A 16,887-nucleotide genomic window follows, 5' to 3' on the forward strand; every position below is an offset into this window, starting at 1 on the left:
AACGAGGAGGGCGACATGAGCGCCAAGAAAGCAAAGTCCAGAGGTTTGGGGCGGGGGTTGTCTGCCCTTATGGCGGATGTGAATCCTGAATCAGAAGGCCGGATTTCAACGGATGCACGCAGACCGGATCTGAAAGTCCCGATTGAAAAGCTGAAAGCCAACCCCAATCAGCCGCGCCGGACATTCATGCCCGAGCAGTTGGACGAACTGGCAGCGTCGGTCAAGGAAAAAGGTATCATTCAGCCGTTGATCGTTCGCGCGACGGGGCCCGATGAATACGAAATCGTCGCGGGGGAACGCCGTTGGCGCGCGGCGCAGATGGCGCAGCTGCATGATATCCCGGTTATTGTACGTGATTTCGATGATACGGAAGTGTTGGAAGTTGCGATTATCGAAAACATCCAACGCGCGGATCTGAACGCGGTGGAAGAGGCCGCCGGCTACAAGCAGTTGATGGACCGGTTTGGTCACACGCAGGAAAAGCTTGCCGAGGCCCTGGGCAAAAGCCGCAGCCACATCGCAAATCTTTTGCGGCTTCTGTCCTTGCCGTTGGATGTGCAAACTCTTGTTATTGAAGGTAAATTGTCTGCGGGGCACGCCAGGGCACTGATTACGGCGGAAAATCCGTCGGAACTTGCGAAACAGATCGTCAAGGATGGCTTGTCGGTGCGCGCAACCGAGGCTTTGGTCAAAAAACAGGAGCAAGGCAGTGCCGAACGTTCCGCACCCCGCTCCAGAAATCTGGATGCCGGAAAGGATGCAGACACACGTGCCTTGGAAAAAGACCTGTCCGCGATCCTGGCGATGAAAGTGTCAATCAATCACAAGGCCGGAACGGAAACGGGACAAGTTGTTCTGACCTACGAAAACCTGGATCAGCTGGACGACTTGTGCGCCAAGCTCAGCCGTTAGGACGTGACCAGATAAAGATCATGACACCGCCCAACACAACCGCCTGAATGATCAACACGAAAAGCGGTGCTGACAGCAAAACAGAGAGTCCGAAAACGGCGGCGATCGAGACGGTTGCCGCCTTTTTTGCGGCTGGTCGAATGGCGCCGGAGCTTTGCCAATCAAGAATCAGTGGCCCAAAAAGGTTATGGGTCACAAGCCAGTTGTGCAGCCGGGAGGATGAGCGGGCGAAGAAAAACGCGGCAAGCAGAAGAAAAGGCACCGTAGGAAGAAGGGGCAGGACAACCCCAACAGCCGCCATGGCAACACAAAGCAATCCCAGTCCGGCCCAAAGATACTGCATGCTCAGTCCAACAGCTCCCGGATGACTGCGTTCAATACGGCGCGCCCATCTGATGTGGCGATGAGGCGCCCGTTGCTGCGCCGAACCATGTTGATGTCGGTCAGATGATCTATGGTTTCAGAGGGAAGAGAGCGGCCAGACAAAGTTTGCCACCTGTCCATATCTAGTCCCTCAGTAATTCTCATACCCATCATAAGGTATTCATTTGCCTGATCTTCAAGGGGCAACGCGCTGCGGTTCTTTTCACCACAGCCTTGATTGGCGGCATCAAGCCAACGCTGGGGGTTCAGATAGGTTTCGGTCGCGTATTTCTGACCATTCAGGGTAATCCTCCCATGGGCGCCGGGGCCGATGCCCACATAGTCGCCATACCGCCAGTAAATCAGGTTGTGCTGCGATTCTGCGCCCGGTCGGGCATGGTTCGAAACCTCATAGGCCGGCAAGCCATGTGCTTCGCAGATTTCCTGCGTGGCCAGATACATGTCGGCGGCACTGTCATCTTCGGGCAAGCCGCGTAACTTACCGACGGCGTATCGATCCCCAAAGGCCGTCCCGTCTTCGATCGTCAATTGATAGAGCGACAGGTGGTCGATGGCCATCGATAGCGCTTGGGTCAGTTCCTTTTGCCAGGCGTCCAGCGTCTGGTGTTGGCGCGCATAGATCAGGTCAAAGCTGACCCGGTTGAAACAGTTTCGGGCGATGTCAAAGGCGGCGCGGGCCTCTGCCACGGTGTGGATGCGGCCCAGCCGCCTCAGGTCTTCGTCATTCATCGCCTGAATGCCCATCGAAACCCGGTTCACGCCTGCATCGCGATAGGCAGCGAACCGCCCGGCCTCGACCGAACCGGGATTGGCCTCGAGCGTGATTTCCATGTCATTGGCGGGCCGCCACAGGGCGCGGGCGGTGTCGATCACGGCGGCCACGGTTTCGGGCGCCATCAGCGACGGGGTGCCGCCGCCAAAGAAGATCGTGTTCAGAACCCGATCGGGCGTTTCGGCAGCGGATCGGTGAAGCTCGGACAGATAGGCGTTAAGCCATTGGTTTTGATCAATATTTCTGGAAACGTGGCTGTTGAAGTCGCAATAGGGGCATTTGGCCTCGCAAAAGGGCCAATGCACGTACAGGCCAAAGCCCCCGTTGCGCCAATCATCCGCCAAAGCAGCCTTTCACGAACATTTCCACCGCGCGACCGCGATGGCTGATCTTGTTCTTTTCCCAGCGATCCATCTCGGCAAAGGTAATGTCGTAGCCGTCGGGGACAAACATCGGGTCATAGCCGAACCCATCCTTGCCGCGGATCGGCCAGACCAGATGACCGGGCGCGACGCCTTCGAACACCTCGTCGTGCCCGTCGGGCCAGGCCAGAACCAATGTGCAGCGGAATTGGGCCGTGCGGGGGTGCGGTGCGTTTTTTGCTTCGAGCTCATCATGGGCGCGGGTCATGGCCATCAGAAAATCGCGGCCATTTCCGGTTTCGGCCCAATCAGCCGTGTACACGCCCGGCGCTCCGTTCAGCGCGTCGATGGTGATCCCGGAATCGTCGGACAGGGCGGGCAGTCCGGTGGCCTGTGCGGCGGCGTGAGCCTTTATCCGGGCGTTGCCGACAAATGTGTCCTCGGTCTCTTCCGGCTCGGGCAGGTCCATCTGGGCCGCGCCCACGACCGTCACGCCAAAGGGCTCGAGCAGATGCGCCATCTCTTCGAGCTTGCCTTTGTTGTGGGTGGCGACCAGCAACCTGTCGCCGTCGAACTTGCGGGTCATGCGGTGGCGGCCCTTTGCGCGGCCGCCAGTTCGGACACGCCTTTTTCCGCCAGATCCATCAGTTGATCCATTTGGGCGCGGCTGAAGACCGAGCCTTCGGCGCTCATCTGCACTTCGATCAGTTTGCCGGATCCGGTGATGATGAAGTTGCCATCTACGCCCGCTTCGCTGTCTTCGGGGTAATCAAGGTCCAGCACCGGCTGACCCGCATAAATGCCACAGGACACAGCCGCGACCGGATCAACCAACGGGTCCGAGATCACGTCGCCGGCCTTCATCAGCTTGTTCACCGCCAGCCGCAGCGCGACCCAGCCGCCGGTGATCGAGGCGCAGCGGGTGCCGCCATCGGCCTGGATCACATCACAGTCCACGGTGATCTGACGCTCACCCAGAGCAACCCGATCAACGCCGGCGCGCAGGGCGCGGCCGATCAGGCGCTGGATTTCGACCGTGCGGCCCCCTTGTTTGCCCGCGGCCGCCTCCCGCCGCATCCGCGTATTGGTGGCGCGGGGCAGCATGCCGTATTCGGCTGTGACCCATCCCAGGCCCGAGCCCTTGATAAACGGCGGCACGCGATCTTCGATCGTAGCGGTGCACAGAACATGCGTGTCGCCCATTCTGATCAGGCAGGAACCTTCGGCATGTTTCGTGACTCCCGTCTCGATTGAAACGGCGCGCATTTCACTTAAATCTCTTCCAGAGGGTCGCATCGGAATTCCTTTGTTTGCTGGGTTGGGGATAACGCCCCGCAGCGTTACGATGCAACCCCGATTGACCTTTCATTTGCCTGCTATTTAATGACAAACGAGCAGGGGAACACGGATGAGCGAAGCGAGCAAGATTCTGGACGAGATGAACGACCGGTCACGCGAAGTGTTCCGGCTGATTGTCGAGAGCTATCTGGAAAGCGGAGAGCCCGTCGGCAGCCGTACTTTGACGCGTACGTTGTCAGAAAAAGTCAGTGCTGCAACTGTCCGCAATGTGATGCAGGATCTGGAGTTTCTGGGCCTTCTGGATAGCCCCCATGTCAGCGCCGGCCGAATCCCGACGCAGCAAGGCCTGCGAATGTTTGTGGACGGATTGCTTGAGGTTGGCGACCTGGGTGCCGATGACCGGCAGAAACTGGAGCAGACATTAGGCTCTAACACGGGTGATGTCGGTGGAATGCTGGACCGTGTCGGCTCTGCCTTGTCGAACGTGACACAAGGGGCCTCGCTGGTTCTGACGCCCAAGCATGAATCGGAAATCAAACATATCGAATTTGTTTCTCTGGGCCATGATCGGGCTTTGGTGGTTTTGGTTTTCTCGGACGGACATGTAGAAAACCGGCTGTTCACGCCGCCACCTGGGCAAACGCCCAGTTCCATGCGCGAGGCCGCGAATTTCCTGAACGCACTCATCGAGGGGCGGACACTCAGCGAAGTGCGGCGGCAAATGCAGACGCAGATCGATGCGCGCAAGCAGGAAATCGACACTCTGGCGCGTGAGATGGTCGAAAGCGGAATGGCCGTTTGGGACGGAGACGGAAGCGACTCGGCCCGTTTGATCGTGCGCGGGCGCGCGAATCTTTTGAACGAACCCGGTCAGGCCGAGGAACTTGACCGCATCCGCACCCTGTTCGATGACCTTGAGCGCAAGCGAGACATCGCCGAATTCCTTGAATTGACCGAAGAAGGCGAGGGTGTGCGCATTTTTATCGGGTCTGAGAACAAACTTTTCTCACTTTCGGGTTCCTCTTTGGTGGTGTCTCCTTATATGAACGCTGATCGAAAGATAATCGGTGCGGTGGGGGTTATCGGACCCACACGTCTGAATTATGGGCGGATCGTACCGATCGTGGATTATACGGCGCAACTGGTCGGCAAGCTGATATCCGACCGGAGCTAGAGGGTAAAAGATGGCAGAGCCGAAGAACGAAGATTTTCTGGACGATATCGCAACCGCCGAGGCCGAAGAGCTGGCCGAAGAGCTGATGGATATCAGCGAAGAAGAACTGGAACTGGACGCGCTGCGGGCCGAACGGGATGACTATAAAGACAAGTTCATGCGCGCGCTGGCGGATGCCGAAAACATGCGCAAGCGCAGCGACAAGGCGCGCCGCGATGCGGAACAGTATGGCGGGTCCAAGCTGGCCCGCGATATGCTGCCCGTCTATGACAACATGAAACGCGCCCTTGAAGCTGCGACGGATGAGCAGAAAGAAGTGGCTGCTGGTTTGCTGGAAGGCGTCGAATTGACCATGCGCGCTTTGAAGGATGTGTTCCAGAAGCACGGAATCGAAGTGATCACACCCGAAGTGGGCGACCGGTTTGATCCGAACGTGCATGAGGCCATGTTCGAGGCGCCTGTTCCCGGAACCAAGGCAGGAGACATCATTCAGGTGTCCGCCGAAGGGTTTATGTTGCACGATCGCCTGCTGCGCCCGGCACAGGTGGGCGTGTCGTCAACCCCGGCCAGCTGATACGCGCCCAAGGGCACGGCCTTCGGCGAGAGTATTTGGGAAAAGATGAAGGGGCGGTCAGGATCTGGCCGCCTCTTTCAGTTTGTAGATCAGATCGAGGGCTTCGCGCGGGGTCAGCTCGTCCGGCAGGATCTGGTCCAGCATATCGGTGACGGGCGACGCTTTCGGGACCGGCGGCGGGGGCGGTGCGGCGGAAAACAGCGGCAGATCGTCGATCAGCGCCTTCTGCTTGCCGCCCTCACGTTCCGTTTTCTCCAACTGGTCCAGAACCACGCGGGCGCGTTCGACCACGGATGCGGGCAGCCCGGCCAATTGCGCGACCTGCACGCCATAGGAGCGGTCGGCGGCGCCCTTGTGGACCTCGTGCAGGAAGATCACCTCGCCGTCCCATTCCTTGACCGCGACGGTGGCGTTTTCGACGCCTTCCAGCTTGCCGGCCAGCGCGGTCAGCTCGTGGTAATGCGTGGCAAACAGCGCGCGGCAGCGGTTGGCGGCGTGCAGATGTTCCAGCGTGGCCCAGGCGATGGACAGGCCGTCATAGGTGGCGGTGCCACGCCCGATTTCGTCGAGGATCACCAGCGCCCGGTCATCGGCCTGGTTGAGGATGGCCGCGGTTTCCACCATCTCGACCATGAATGTCGACCGGCCCCTTGCCAGATCGTCAGAGGCGCCCACGCGGCTGAAAAGCTGGCTGACCACGCCGATATGAGCTTGCTCGGCCGGGACGTAGCTGCCCATCTGGGCCAACAGGGCGATCAGCGCATTCTGGCGCAGGAAGGTCGACTTACCGGCCATGTTGGGGCCGGTCAGCAACCAGATGGCGGCGCCGTCCTCGGTGCTGAGGTCGCAGTCATTGGCGATGAAGGCATTACCGTTTTGCTGGCGCAGCGCGTGCTCTACCACCGGATGCCGACCGCCCTGAACGCTGAACGCCCGGGAGGCGTCTACCTGTGGTCTGCACCAGTTTTCTCCGCGGGCCAGATCTGCCAGCGCGGTGGTCTGATCCAGTTCGGCCAGCCCTCGGGCGGCTTGATTAAGTCGCGCAGCGAAGCTCAAAATTTCATCAGAAAGCCTTTGATAGAGCCTTTTTTCGATTTCAAGAGCCAGGTTGCCGGCGTTCAGGATGCGGGTTTCGATCTCGCTAAGTTCAACCGTGGTGAACCGCACCTGGTTGGCGGTGGTCTGGCGGTGGATATAGGTCTCGCTGAACGGCGGGTTCAGCATCTTCTCGGCATGGGTGGCTGTGGTTTCGATGAAATAGCCCAGCACGTTGTTGTGCTTGATCTTCAACGAGGCGATGCCGGTATGTTCCGCGTATTTCTGCTGAAACCCGGCAATGACCGAGCGGCCTTCGTCCCGCAGGGTGCGGGCCTCGTCCAGTTCGGCGTCAAAGCCCGGCGCGATGAAGCCGCCATCGCGCGCCAGCAGTGGCGGGTCGGCGACCAGCGCCTGATCCAGCAGGTCGAGCAGATCGTCGAATCCCACAAGGTTCTGCACCGCTGTCGCCAGCAGCACCGGCAGGTCCTGATCTGCGCAGATTTCGGCAATTGCCTGCGCCTGCGACAGCCCGTTGCGGATGGCGGCCAAGTCGCGCGGGCCGCCTCTGTCCAGCGACAGGCGCGACAGGGCGCGGTCTAGATCGGGCGTCTTGCGCAAGGCTTCGCGCAGATCGGCGGTGATCAGGCTGTCCTGGGCGGCAAAATCGACCGCGTCCAGCCGCGCGTGGATGACATCCAGATTGCGCGAGGGGCTGGACAGACGTTGTTCCAACAGGCGTGCGCCGCCCGGGGTCACCGTGCGGTCCACCACCGACAGCAGCGATCCGGCCCGCCCGCCGGACAATGAGCGCGTCAGTTCCAGGTTGCGGCGGGTGGCCGCGTCGATCTGCACGACGCGATCTTCGGATTCTTTCAGCGGCGTTTGCAACAGGGGCAATTTGCCCTTCTGTGTGATCTCCAGATAGTCGATCAGCGCGCCCATCGCGGACACTTCGGCGCGTCCAAAGCTGCCGAACGCGTCCAGCGCGCCCACGTGAAACAACCCGCAGATGCGTTTTTCAGCCGCCGTGCTGTCAAAACTGGCCCGTCCGACAGGGGTGAGAGAAATACCCAAATCGCTGACCGGCTCATTCAGTTTTTCCTGCACGCTGTCTGCCACGATCAGTTCCGACGGGGCCAGCCGGGCCAGCTCGGGGCTCAGCCGGACCGAGGTCAGCGGCATCACGTGAAACGCCCCGGTCGATATGTCCGCCCAGGCCAGTGCGGCCTCGTCGCGCACCTCGGCATAGGCGGCCAGAAAGTTGTGGCGGCGCGCCTCCAACAGCGCGTCCTCGGTCAGGGTGCCGGGGGTGACAAGGCGCACCACATCGCGCTTTACCACCGATTTAGAGCCTCTTTTCTTGGCCTCGGCCGGGCTTTCCATCTGTTCGCAGACGGCGACGCGAAAGCCCTTGCGGATCAACGTCAGCAGATAGCCTTCGGCCGAATGCACCGGCACGCCGCACATGGGGATGTCTTCGCCATTGTGCTTGCCGCGCTTGGTCAGGGCGATGTCCAGCGCCTCGGCGGCGTTCACGGCGTCTTCAAAGAACATCTCGTAGAAATCGCCCATGCGGTAAAACAGCAGGGCATCCGCGTGGGCCTCTTTGATTTCCAGGTATTGCGCCATCATCGGCGTGACGTTGGACAAGGCTGCTCCCCTCTGGCGTATTCCGGCGCGACCTTACAAACCCGGCCCCTGCGACGAAAGGTGAAAACGTATTGTCGTTGAGACGCGCCTTTGCCTGCGCTATGAGGCAAAAGCCCAACAGATGTAAAGAAACGACATATCCGATGCCCAAAGCGAAGATCACCAAAGAAGAGGCGCTGGCCTTTCACCTCGACCCGACCCCCGGCAAGTGGGAGGTGCAGGCCACCGTCCCGATGACCACGCAGCGAGATCTGTCATTGGCCTACAGCCCGGGTGTGGCCGTCCCATGTGAAGCCATCGCCGAGGCGCCGGAAACCGCGTATGACTATACCAACAAGGGCAATCTTGTCGCTGTGATCTCGAACGGAACGGCGGTTCTGGGTCTTGGCAACCTTGGCGCGCTGGGCTCGAAACCGGTGATGGAGGGGAAATCCGTTCTATTCAAGCGGTTCGCCGACGTGAACTCGATCGATATCGAGCTGGACACCGAAGACCCGGATGAATTCTGCCGGGCGGTGCGACTGATGGGGCCGACCTTTGGCGGTATCAACCTGGAAGACATCAAGGCGCCCGAGTGTTTCATCATCGAACAGCGCCTGAAAGAAGAGATGGACATCCCCGTCTTTCACGACGACCAGCACGGCACGGCCGTGATTTGCGCGGCCGGTTTGATCAATGCGCTGCATATCTCGGGCAAGAAGATCGAGGATGTGAAGATCGTTCTGAACGGGGCCGGGGCGGCGGGGATCGCCTGTATCGAATTGCTCAAGGCGATGGGCGCGCGGCACGAAAACTGCATCGTCTGCGACACAAAGGGTGTGATCTATCAGGGCCGTACCGAGGGCATGAACCAGTGGAAGTCGGCCCATGCGATCACCACGGATCTGCGTACTCTGGAAGAAGCCATGAAGGGCGCGGACGTCTTTCTTGGTGTTTCGGTCAAGGGCGCGGTCACGCAGGAGATGGTCGCAAGCATGGCCGATAATCCGGTGATCTTCGCCATGGCCAACCCCGATCCGGAAATCACCCCGGAAGAGGCGCACGAAGTGCGCGTGGACGCCATCGTGGCGACCGGGCGCAGCGATTATCCGAACCAGGTCAACAACGTTCTGGGCTTTCCCTATTTGTTCCGCGGCGCGCTGGACATTCACGCCCGCGCCATCAATGACGAGATGAAGATCGCCTGTGCCCATGCACTGGCCAATCTGGCGCGCGAAGACGTGCCGGATGAGGTCGCGATGGCTTATGGCAAATCGCTGACCTTCGGGCGCGACTACATCATTCCCACGCCGTTTGATCCGCGCCTGATCCACCGTATTCCGCCCGCTGTTGCCAAGGCGGGGATGAATACCGGCGCAGCCCGCCGTCCGATCATCGACATGGATGCGTATGAGCTGAGCCTGAAGTCCCGGATGGACCCGACCGCAAGCATCCTGCGCGGGCTGAACGCCCGGGCGCGACAGGCGCAAAGCCGCATGATTTTTGCCGAGGGCGATGATCCCCGCGTGCTGCGTGCCGCCGTCATGTACCAACGTTCAGGCTTTGGTAAGGCGCTCGTGGTCGGTCGGGCAGATGATGTTAAAGACAAACTGGAAGCCACTGGTCTTGGCGATGCTGTGCGGGAAATCGAGGTTGTGAACGCTGCCAACACCGCGCATCTCGAGACGTATTCGAATTTCCTCTATGAGCGTTTGCAGCGTAAAGGCTTTGACCGCAAGGATATTCACCGACTGGCCGCGCGGGACCGCCATGTGTTCTCATCCCTGATGCTTGCCCATGGCCACGGAGACGGGTTGGTCACAGGTGCAACACGAAAATCGGCACACGTAATTGATCGTATCAATCATGTGTTCGATGCCGATGCCGCCCATGGTGCTGCCGGTGTGACGGCACTTCTGCATAAAGGCCGGATCGTTCTGATCGGTGATACACTGGTGCATGAATGGCCGGATGAAAACGATTTGGCCAACATTGCCGAGCGTTCCGCAGCAGTGGCCCGACATATGGGTCTGGAGCCCCGGGTTGCTTTTGTCAGCTTCTCGACATTTGGATACCCGGTTTCGGAACGTGCCGAGAAGATGCACCGAGCGCCGGCGGTTCTGGACCAGCGCGGTGTCGATTTCGAGTATGAGGGCGAAATGACAGTGGATGTTGCCCTGAACGTGGATCAGCAAGCGGCTTATCCGTTTTCACGCCTGACTGGGCCTGCGAACATCCTGATCGTCCCCGCACGACACTCAGCGTCGATTTCGACCAAGCTGATGCAGGAAATGGGCGGTGCCACCGTGATCGGGCCGATCCTGTCGGGCGTCGACAAGCCGATTCAGATTTGCTCGACCGTCTCAACCGCGAACGATATTCTGAACATGGCCATTCTGGCCTCGTGCGACATCGGATAAACCATGACGATCTGGAACCTCGGCTCGATCAACGCGGATATGGTCTATGACCTGCCGCATCTGCCTGCGCCGGGGGAAACTCTGGCCGCCCACGGGCTGGATCGGTTCCTTGGCGGAAAAGGTGCCAATATGTCAGTGGCGGCTGCGCGGGCCGGATCGCGCGTCAGCCATATCGGTGCCGTCGGGCATGATGGCCGCTGGGCGAAGGACCGACTGACGGAATATGGCGTGGACACACGCTATATCTCGGAGGTGGACCTGCCGACGGGGCACGCGATCATTGCGGTGGACGCCGAGGGCGAGAATCTGATCATCCTCTATCCGGGGGCCAACCATGCCTTGGATATCAGCCATCTTGGGCAGGCCCTGTCATCGGCAAGCACCGGTGATCTGCTGATCTTGCAGAATGAAACCAACGCACAGGTCGAAGCCGCGCAATTCGGGCGCAAACTTGGATTGACCGTGTGTTATGCCGCCGCGCCGTTTCAGGCACAGGCGGTTCAGGCGGTTCTGCCCTATCTGGATTTCCTGATCCTGAACGAGATCGAGGCCGAACAGTTGCGGCAGGAAACCGGGATGGGTGCGGCTGACCTGCCCGTGCGGCATGTCATTGTCACGCTGGGCGCAAAAGGGGCACGGTATTTGCAGCAGGGCAATGACCCGGTGGAATTTTCGGCCCACAAGGTGCAGGCCGTGGATACCACCGGGGCAGGTGATACTTTTACCGGCTACGTACTGGCTGGAATGGATCGGGGAATGCCGATGGAACAGGCCATTCTGCAAGCGAACCGCGCCGCTGCCCTGATGGTCACGCGGCACGGGACTGCGGATGTCATTCCCGATCTGAGAGAAGTGCGCGACGCGACCTTCGATTAAGAACCGGCAAAAGGTGCATCTGAACCCCAAAGCTGTTTGACACGCGCGTCACGGCCACAGGCTTTGCGATATGCTTTATAGGCGTTTTGCTGACGTTTGGGCCCAAAGCGGGTAAAGATCAGCTTGTTCCCTTTGTAATAATCCTGATGATAGGCCTCGGCAGGGTAAAACGTGCCCGCGTTCAGGATCGGGGTGACCACCTTTTGGCCCAATGCCCGCTCTGCGTCTTTCTTTGCCTGTTCTGCCAACGCCTTTTCGCCCGCGTTAGAGACGAAAATTGCGGTTCGATAGCTGTCGCCCCGGTCACAGAACTGACCACCGGCATCCGTGGGGTCAACCGAGCGGAAGAACATGTTCAGAAGCGTTTCACGTGACACCCGGGCCGGATCGAAAGTGATCTGAACCGCTTCATAATGGCCGGTTCCACCTTTGGAGACCTGATCATAGGTGGGGTTGGCCGATTTGCCGCCGGTATAGCCCGACACGGCCCCGACAACGCCCGGTACCGATTCAAAATCGGACTCGACACACCAGAAACAGCCCCCCGCAACTGTCAGCGTTTCGGCCCCTGCCGCGGGGGCGGGCAGGGCGCGCAACATCGCAGCCAACGTGATCAGGGTGAAAAGAATGGCCGGTTTGAAAGCTTCCAGATAAGCGGTTCGTGACATGTCGGGTCTCCTTTCGGCACCAAGGTGACCCGAACCCGAAGGACATTCAATTGCCTGACATCTGATGTCACGGGCTGGTGAGGCAAGTTTATCGGCGGCGGATGTCAGTGGAACAGCTTGCGCAGGCCGTCTTGGCGGTGGGACAGGGAGCCCCGGCGAGGTGGAATTCCGCGGTGAACCTGCCTTCGGCTTAACCCAGCAACTGCCCCAGTTTCATCGCAACGCCCATATTGCCCGAGATTTTGAGCTTGCCCAAAGCGACACCTGTCATCGGGTTCAGTTTTCCGGTCAGAAGCTTGGTCAGGTTGTCCTGCGAGATGCGGATCGTGCAATCCGTTTCCTGGTCCTGTGTCGATGCCTGACTGTCGGCCAGAACAATCACGCCGTCCTCGCCACAATCGAATTTCAATGAGCCGTCAAAGGTTTTGCCGTTCAGGCCTTTTTGAATTTCGTCGGCGATATGCTGAAGCATCCGGGTTCCTTTCGCAGTTTCCGAATGCGTAAAACGTCAGGTATCGAACAGGCAAGGCTGACCCGACTGGAACTTCCGATCACGATGCGCCAAGGCTCTGAACGGTTCGCGCGCAAGGCTCGCCATCGTAGAAAGCGTCAAGAATTGCCTGAAACTCGGCCGGAGCATCTGCCACCAAGGAAAACAATGTCATCGAAGAGCGAAGCTTTTTCGCGTCAACCCCACCCAGAATGTCGCTGGCGGCGCGCCCCTGATGCAGCAACATCAACGAGGCCGCTTGCGTCAGACGGTGGCGCAGTACCGGGTGGTTCAGATAGCGCGTGGCTTCATCCAGATCTTCGATGCCGTAAAGCTGCGCCATATGGGACTGGCCCAGCTCGGCCAGTTGCGGAAACACGAACCACATCCAGTGGCTGGTCTTCTGCCCCTGTTCCAGTTCACGCAGGACATCGGCCCAGACCGTGTCCTGCGCTTCGATGAACATTTCCAGTTCGTCGTTCAGACCGTCATCTTCGGTCACTTGGACAACCGCTTGTCGCGCGCGGCCAGCAGTTTCAGCCGCAGCGCGTTCAGTTGGATGAAGCCCGCGGCGTCTTTCTGATCATAGGCACCCGCGTCTTCTTCGAAGGTCACATGCGCTTCGGAATACAGCGAGTGATCCGACCAGCGGCCCACGGTTGAGGCCAGACCCTTGTACAGCTTCACGCGGACGGTGCCGGTGACGTGTTCCTGGCTCTTGTCGATCGCGGCTTGTAGCATTTCGCGTTCGGGCGAGTACCAGAAGCCGTTGTAGATCAGTTCCGCATATTGCGGCATCAGCTGGTCTTTCAAGTGCATCGCGCCGCGGTCCATGGTGATGGATTCGATGCCGCGATGCGCCTCAAGCAGGATGGTGCCGCCGGGTGTTTCATAGATGCCGCGCGATTTCATGCCAACGAACCGGCCTTCGACCAGATCCAGACGGCCGATGCCGTGCTTGCCGCCATATTCGTTCAGCTTGGTCAGGATGGTCGCGGGGCTCATCGCCTCGCCATTGATGCTGACCGCGTCGCCTTTTTCAAAGCCGATCTCGATGAATTCCGGCTGATCGGGCGCGTCCTCGGGGTGGACGGTGCGCTGATAGACATAGTCGGGCGCCATATCGGCGGGGTCTTCCAGAACCTTGCCCTCGGACGAGGTGTGCAACAGGTTGGCATCGACCGAGAAGGGGGCCTCGCCGCGCTTGTCCTTGGCAATCGGGATCTGGTTCTGTTCGGCGAATTCCAGCAGCTTGGTGCGGCTGGTCAGATCCCACTCGCGCCAGGGTGCGATCACCTTGATGTCGGGGTTCAGCGCATAGGCCGCCAGTTCGAACCGAACCTGATCGTTGCCCTTGCCGGTCGCACCATGTGCCACGGCGTCAGCGCCGGTGGCTTCGGCGATTTCGACCAGACGTTTCGAAATCAGGGGGCGCGCGATGGACGTGCCCAGAAGGTACAGCCCTTCGTACTGCGCATTGGCGCGGAACATCGGGAAGACAAAGTCGCGCACGAATTCTTCGCGGATATCCTCGATATAGATGTTCTCGGGCTTGATCCCCAGCAGCTCGGCCTTTTTGCGGGCGGGCTCCAGCTCTTCACCCTGACCCAGATCGGCGGTGAAGGTGACGACCTCACAACCATACTCGGTCTGCAGCCATTTTAGGATGATCGAGGTATCAAGGCCACCGGAATAGGCCAGAACAACTTTCTTGGGCGCGGACATCTGACTTCCCTTTATGCGTAGAACGATTGGCCCCTAGCGGGTTTTGCGCGCGGGGGCAAGTTGTGAGGATTGACGCAGTACCTGAATTGGGGTGAAACGGGTGCAGAGAAAAACAAGCATTGGTTGAAGGGGCGGTTTCAAATGTTGGGATGGCAGATTTTCTTGCATTCTGTGCGGATGGTATTCGGGAACATCAAGCAGGTGCTGCAGATTACGGTTGGCCCTGCTCTTATTGCGACGATCATCATCGTGGGCGTGTTCTTGGCGCTTGGTATTCCGCTTGAGGCGCTTGAAGACAATGCAGGCGCGTTGCCGTCAGGTGCAACTGCAGGTTCAGCCTTTGTTTTTGTGGTCGTTTTGCTGGCGGTAATGTCCGTCACGATGTTCTGGATTGCGGTGTCATGGCACCGCTTCATCCTGATGGAAGAGTATCCCACGGGAATACTCCCGACATTCCGCTTCGACAGGATTCTTGCCTATTTCGGTCGTTTTCTGATGTTGGGGATTTTGATGGTGATCGCGTATATCCCCATGGGTCTGGTCGCTGCTGCACTAGGTGAAAGCCTTGCGGTGATTTCGACCATTCTGGTGATTGTTTACACCGTTTTTCTGGTCGTGTGCTTCTATCGCCTGTCAATTATTCTGCCCGCAGCGGCGATAGGAAATCCCATATCGATCGGTGAGGCATGGAACAACACGTCCGGGGTCAGCGGTGCAATCTTGTTGCTGCTACTCGTCGCCCTCCTGTTCCAGATTCTGGTGCAGCTGGCTTTCACCCTTCTGGCAATAATACCGGTGCTGGGCGTATTGCTGACCGCGTTCTTTGGCACGCTCATTCTGCCGATGATCAATGTCAGTATCCTGACCACGATGTACGGAATCTTCATCGAAAAACGCGAACTGTCCTGAGCGGCGTACACATATGTATTCCTTGCCCTTATCGCGATGATGGGGCAGGGAAATCGACATGACTGATTTCATGACCTGCGCCCGCGCTGCCGAACAGGCGATGCGCACCGTGTTTCCGGCAACACCGTTGCAACGGAATGCCCATTTGTCTGACCGTTATGGGGCCGATATCTGGCTTAAGCGCGAAGACCTCAGCCCGGTGCGCTCCTACAAGATCCGTGGTGCGTTCAATGCCATGCGCAAGCAGCAGGGGCAGGACCTGTTCGTCTGTGCCAGTGCTGGCAACCACGCGCAGGGCGTGGCGTTCATGTGCAAGCATCTGGACGTGCGCGGAGTGATCTTCATGCCGGTGACGACGCCGCAGCAGAAAATTCAAAAGACCCGCATTTTCGGCGGCGACAATATCGAGATCCACCTGACTGGCGACTATTTCGACGATACTTTGGCCGCCGCGCAAGCATGGTGCGCGCAGCAGGGCGGGTATTTCCTGTCACCCTTCGATGACGCTGATGTCATTGAAGGCCAGGCCTCACTGGCGGTCGAGATCGAAGAGCAAATGGGCGGTGTGCCGGATCACGTCGTTTTGCCGGTTGGCGGCGGCGGCATGTCCTCGGGCGTGGCGACATGGTTCGGGGATCGCAGCCATTGTCTGTTTGTCGAACCGGCTGGTGGTGCCTGTTTGCGCGCTGCACTGGCTGCGGGGCATCCTGTGTCGCTGGATCATGTGGATACCTTCGTCGATGGCGCTGCGGTTGGACGGATCGGCGAGAAACCGTTTGAATTGCTGAAGTCTCGCCACCTGTCGGATGTGCTGGTTCTGTCCGAGGACCGAATCTGCACCACCATGATCGAGATGCTGAATGTCGAAGGCATCGTTCTGGAGCCCGCTGGCGCGCTGGCGATCGAAGCGGTGGGCGATATTCAAAGCTTTGTGCGGGGCAAGACCGTAGTCTGCGTGACATCCGGTGGCAATTTCGATTTCGAACGCCTGCCCGAGGTCAAAGAACGCGCCCAACGCTATTCCGGAGTGAAGAAGTATTTCATCCTGCGCCTGCCGCAGCGCCCCGGCGCGTTGAAAGAGTTTCTGGGTATTCTCGGCCCCGAGGACGATATCGCCCGCTTTGAATACATGAAAAAATCGGCCCGCAATTTCGGTTCGGTCCTGATCGGGATTGAAACCCGCAAGCCTGAAAACTTCATGCGTCTGTTTGCGCATCTGGATGAGGCAGGGTTCACCTACACCGATATAACCGAAGACGAAACTCTGGCGCAGTTCGTGATTTAATCCAGATTCTGGCGCAGCTCAGCCTCGAATTTCTGTTTCGAGCTGTCAAATACGGCCAGAATAGCGGGCAGATCGACATCCTCGCCCTGACCCGCGGCCGCCTGCCGTTCGCCGTCCTGACAGAGTTTCGAGAACTGGTCGAATCCAAGACTGAGCGCGCTGCCCTTCAGGAAATGCAGATTCTGTTCCAGTTCGGACCGGCTTGTATCCTGATGCAAGCGGGCGATGACCTCCTGCACTTCTTCCAGAAAGATGTCGACCACCTCATCAAACTCATCCGGGCCAACCTCGTCCCGCAATTGTCGGACTCTGCCCCAGTGGATCATACTGCGTCACCTGCCGTTGAACATGCGTTTTCAGGAATAGGCAA

At 59.1% G+C, this 16,887-nt stretch carries 17 protein-coding genes; 7 read left to right on the plus strand and 10 right to left on the minus strand.

Translation table 11 applies throughout. The features are described from left to right. The first annotated feature begins 15 nt into the window (after positions 1-15). Positions 16-912 (plus strand): ParB/RepB/Spo0J family partition protein, encoded by an 897-nt coding sequence (locus GOW09_RS06460; protein WP_171116711.1) that lies wholly within the window; start codon positions 16-18, stop codon positions 910-912. On the opposite strand, the gene GOW09_RS06465 is transcribed toward GOW09_RS06460, so the two are convergent. The 4 genes from GOW09_RS06465 to rph are packed head-to-tail and all read right to left on the minus strand — an operon-like array spanning position 902 to position 3,726. Then, complete coding sequence (locus GOW09_RS06465) at positions 902-1,255, minus strand: YbaN family protein (protein ID WP_152459608.1); 354 nt, start codon at positions 1,253-1,255, stop codon at positions 902-904. The genes GOW09_RS06460 and GOW09_RS06465 overlap by 11 nt on opposite strands. 2 nt (positions 1,256-1,257) lie before the next feature. Beyond that, positions 1,258-2,412 carry a radical SAM family heme chaperone HemW gene (gene hemW, locus GOW09_RS06470; protein ID WP_171116713.1) on the minus strand — a complete coding sequence of 385 codons (1,155 nt, stop codon included), beginning with the start codon at positions 2,410-2,412 and terminating at the stop codon, positions 1,258-1,260. After that, the gene (rdgB, locus tag GOW09_RS06475) at positions 2,402-3,016 is read right to left on the minus strand and encodes an RdgB/HAM1 family non-canonical purine NTP pyrophosphatase (RefSeq protein ID WP_171116715.1); all 615 of its coding nucleotides are present in this window, start codon (positions 3,014-3,016) and stop codon (positions 2,402-2,404) included. Before rdgB ends, hemW begins: the two co-directional genes overlap by 11 nt. Then, positions 3,013-3,726: a ribonuclease PH gene (gene rph / locus GOW09_RS06480; protein WP_171116717.1), complete on the minus strand. Its 714-nt coding sequence runs from the start codon at positions 3,724-3,726 to the stop codon at positions 3,013-3,015. Before rph ends, rdgB begins: the two co-directional genes overlap by 4 nt. A gap of 112 nt (positions 3,727-3,838) precedes the next feature. On the opposite strand from rph, the gene hrcA reads away from it, so the two are divergent. Both hrcA and GOW09_RS06490 read left to right on the plus strand, forming a co-directional pair. After that, positions 3,839-4,903, plus strand: a complete 1,065-nt coding sequence (hrcA, locus tag GOW09_RS06485) for a heat-inducible transcriptional repressor HrcA (RefSeq protein WP_152459604.1) — start codon at positions 3,839-3,841, stop codon at positions 4,901-4,903. Between the two features lie 10 nt (positions 4,904-4,913). Then, on the plus strand, positions 4,914-5,477 hold the full coding sequence (locus tag GOW09_RS06490) for a nucleotide exchange factor GrpE (protein WP_171116719.1): 564 nt from the start codon (positions 4,914-4,916) through the stop codon (positions 5,475-5,477). A 57-nt stretch (positions 5,478-5,534) separates the two neighbouring features. Here the strand turns inward: GOW09_RS06490 and mutS are convergent, their stop codons facing one another. Further along, entirely contained in the window at positions 5,535-8,147 is a 2,613-nt protein-coding gene (mutS, locus tag GOW09_RS06495) for a DNA mismatch repair protein MutS (RefSeq protein WP_171117257.1), read from the minus strand. 161 nt (positions 8,148-8,308) lie between these two features. On the opposite strand from mutS, the gene GOW09_RS06500 reads away from it, so the two are divergent. Continuing rightward, on the plus strand, positions 8,309-10,564 hold the full coding sequence (locus tag GOW09_RS06500) for an NADP-dependent malic enzyme (protein ID WP_171116721.1): 2,256 nt from the start codon (positions 8,309-8,311) through the stop codon (positions 10,562-10,564). Between the two features lie 3 nt (positions 10,565-10,567). Continuing rightward, entirely contained in the window at positions 10,568-11,440 is an 873-nt protein-coding gene (locus GOW09_RS06505; protein WP_171116723.1) for a ribokinase, read from the plus strand. Here GOW09_RS06505 and msrA read toward each other — a convergent pair. From msrA to GOW09_RS06525, 4 genes are all read right to left on the minus strand, one after another. After that, complete coding sequence (gene msrA, locus GOW09_RS06510) at positions 11,437-12,108, minus strand: peptide-methionine (S)-S-oxide reductase MsrA (protein ID WP_171116724.1); 672 nt, start codon at positions 12,106-12,108, stop codon at positions 11,437-11,439. The two genes, GOW09_RS06505 and msrA, sit on opposite strands and share 4 nt — an antisense overlap. Before the next feature lie 190 nt (positions 12,109-12,298). Then, positions 12,299-12,580, minus strand: a complete 282-nt coding sequence (locus tag GOW09_RS06515) for an SCP2 sterol-binding domain-containing protein (RefSeq protein ID WP_152459599.1) — start codon at positions 12,578-12,580, stop codon at positions 12,299-12,301. A 79-nt stretch (positions 12,581-12,659) separates the two neighbouring features. Further along, on the minus strand, positions 12,660-13,064 hold the full coding sequence (locus tag GOW09_RS06520; RefSeq protein ID WP_171117259.1) for a DUF1810 domain-containing protein: 405 nt from the start codon (positions 13,062-13,064) through the stop codon (positions 12,660-12,662). 32 nt (positions 13,065-13,096) lie between these two features. Further along, positions 13,097-14,323 carry an argininosuccinate synthase gene (locus tag GOW09_RS06525; RefSeq protein ID WP_152459598.1) on the minus strand — a complete coding sequence of 409 codons (1,227 nt, stop codon included), beginning with the start codon at positions 14,321-14,323 and terminating at the stop codon, positions 13,097-13,099. Between the two features lie 177 nt (positions 14,324-14,500). Here GOW09_RS06525 and GOW09_RS06530 point away from each other — a divergent pair, with 177 nt between their 5' ends. Together GOW09_RS06530 and ilvA are read left to right on the plus strand one after the other, a co-directional pair. After that, on the plus strand, positions 14,501-15,232 hold the full coding sequence (locus tag GOW09_RS06530) for a hypothetical protein (RefSeq protein WP_253284190.1): 732 nt from the start codon (positions 14,501-14,503) through the stop codon (positions 15,230-15,232). 58 nt (positions 15,233-15,290) lie between these two features. After that, positions 15,291-16,517, plus strand: coding sequence for a threonine ammonia-lyase IlvA (gene ilvA, locus GOW09_RS06535; protein ID WP_152459596.1), 1,227 nt, complete (start codon positions 15,291-15,293; stop codon positions 16,515-16,517). On the opposite strand, the gene GOW09_RS06540 is transcribed toward ilvA, so the two are convergent. Beyond that, the gene (locus GOW09_RS06540; RefSeq protein ID WP_170345824.1) at positions 16,514-16,843 is read right to left on the minus strand and encodes an Hpt domain-containing protein; all 330 of its coding nucleotides are present in this window, start codon (positions 16,841-16,843) and stop codon (positions 16,514-16,516) included. The genes ilvA and GOW09_RS06540 overlap by 4 nt on opposite strands. Positions 16,844-16,887 lie beyond the last annotated feature (44 nt).

The organism is Ruegeria sp. HKCCA5463, assembly GCF_013034175.1.
Taxonomy (GTDB): domain Bacteria; phylum Pseudomonadota; class Alphaproteobacteria; order Rhodobacterales; family Rhodobacteraceae; genus Ruegeria.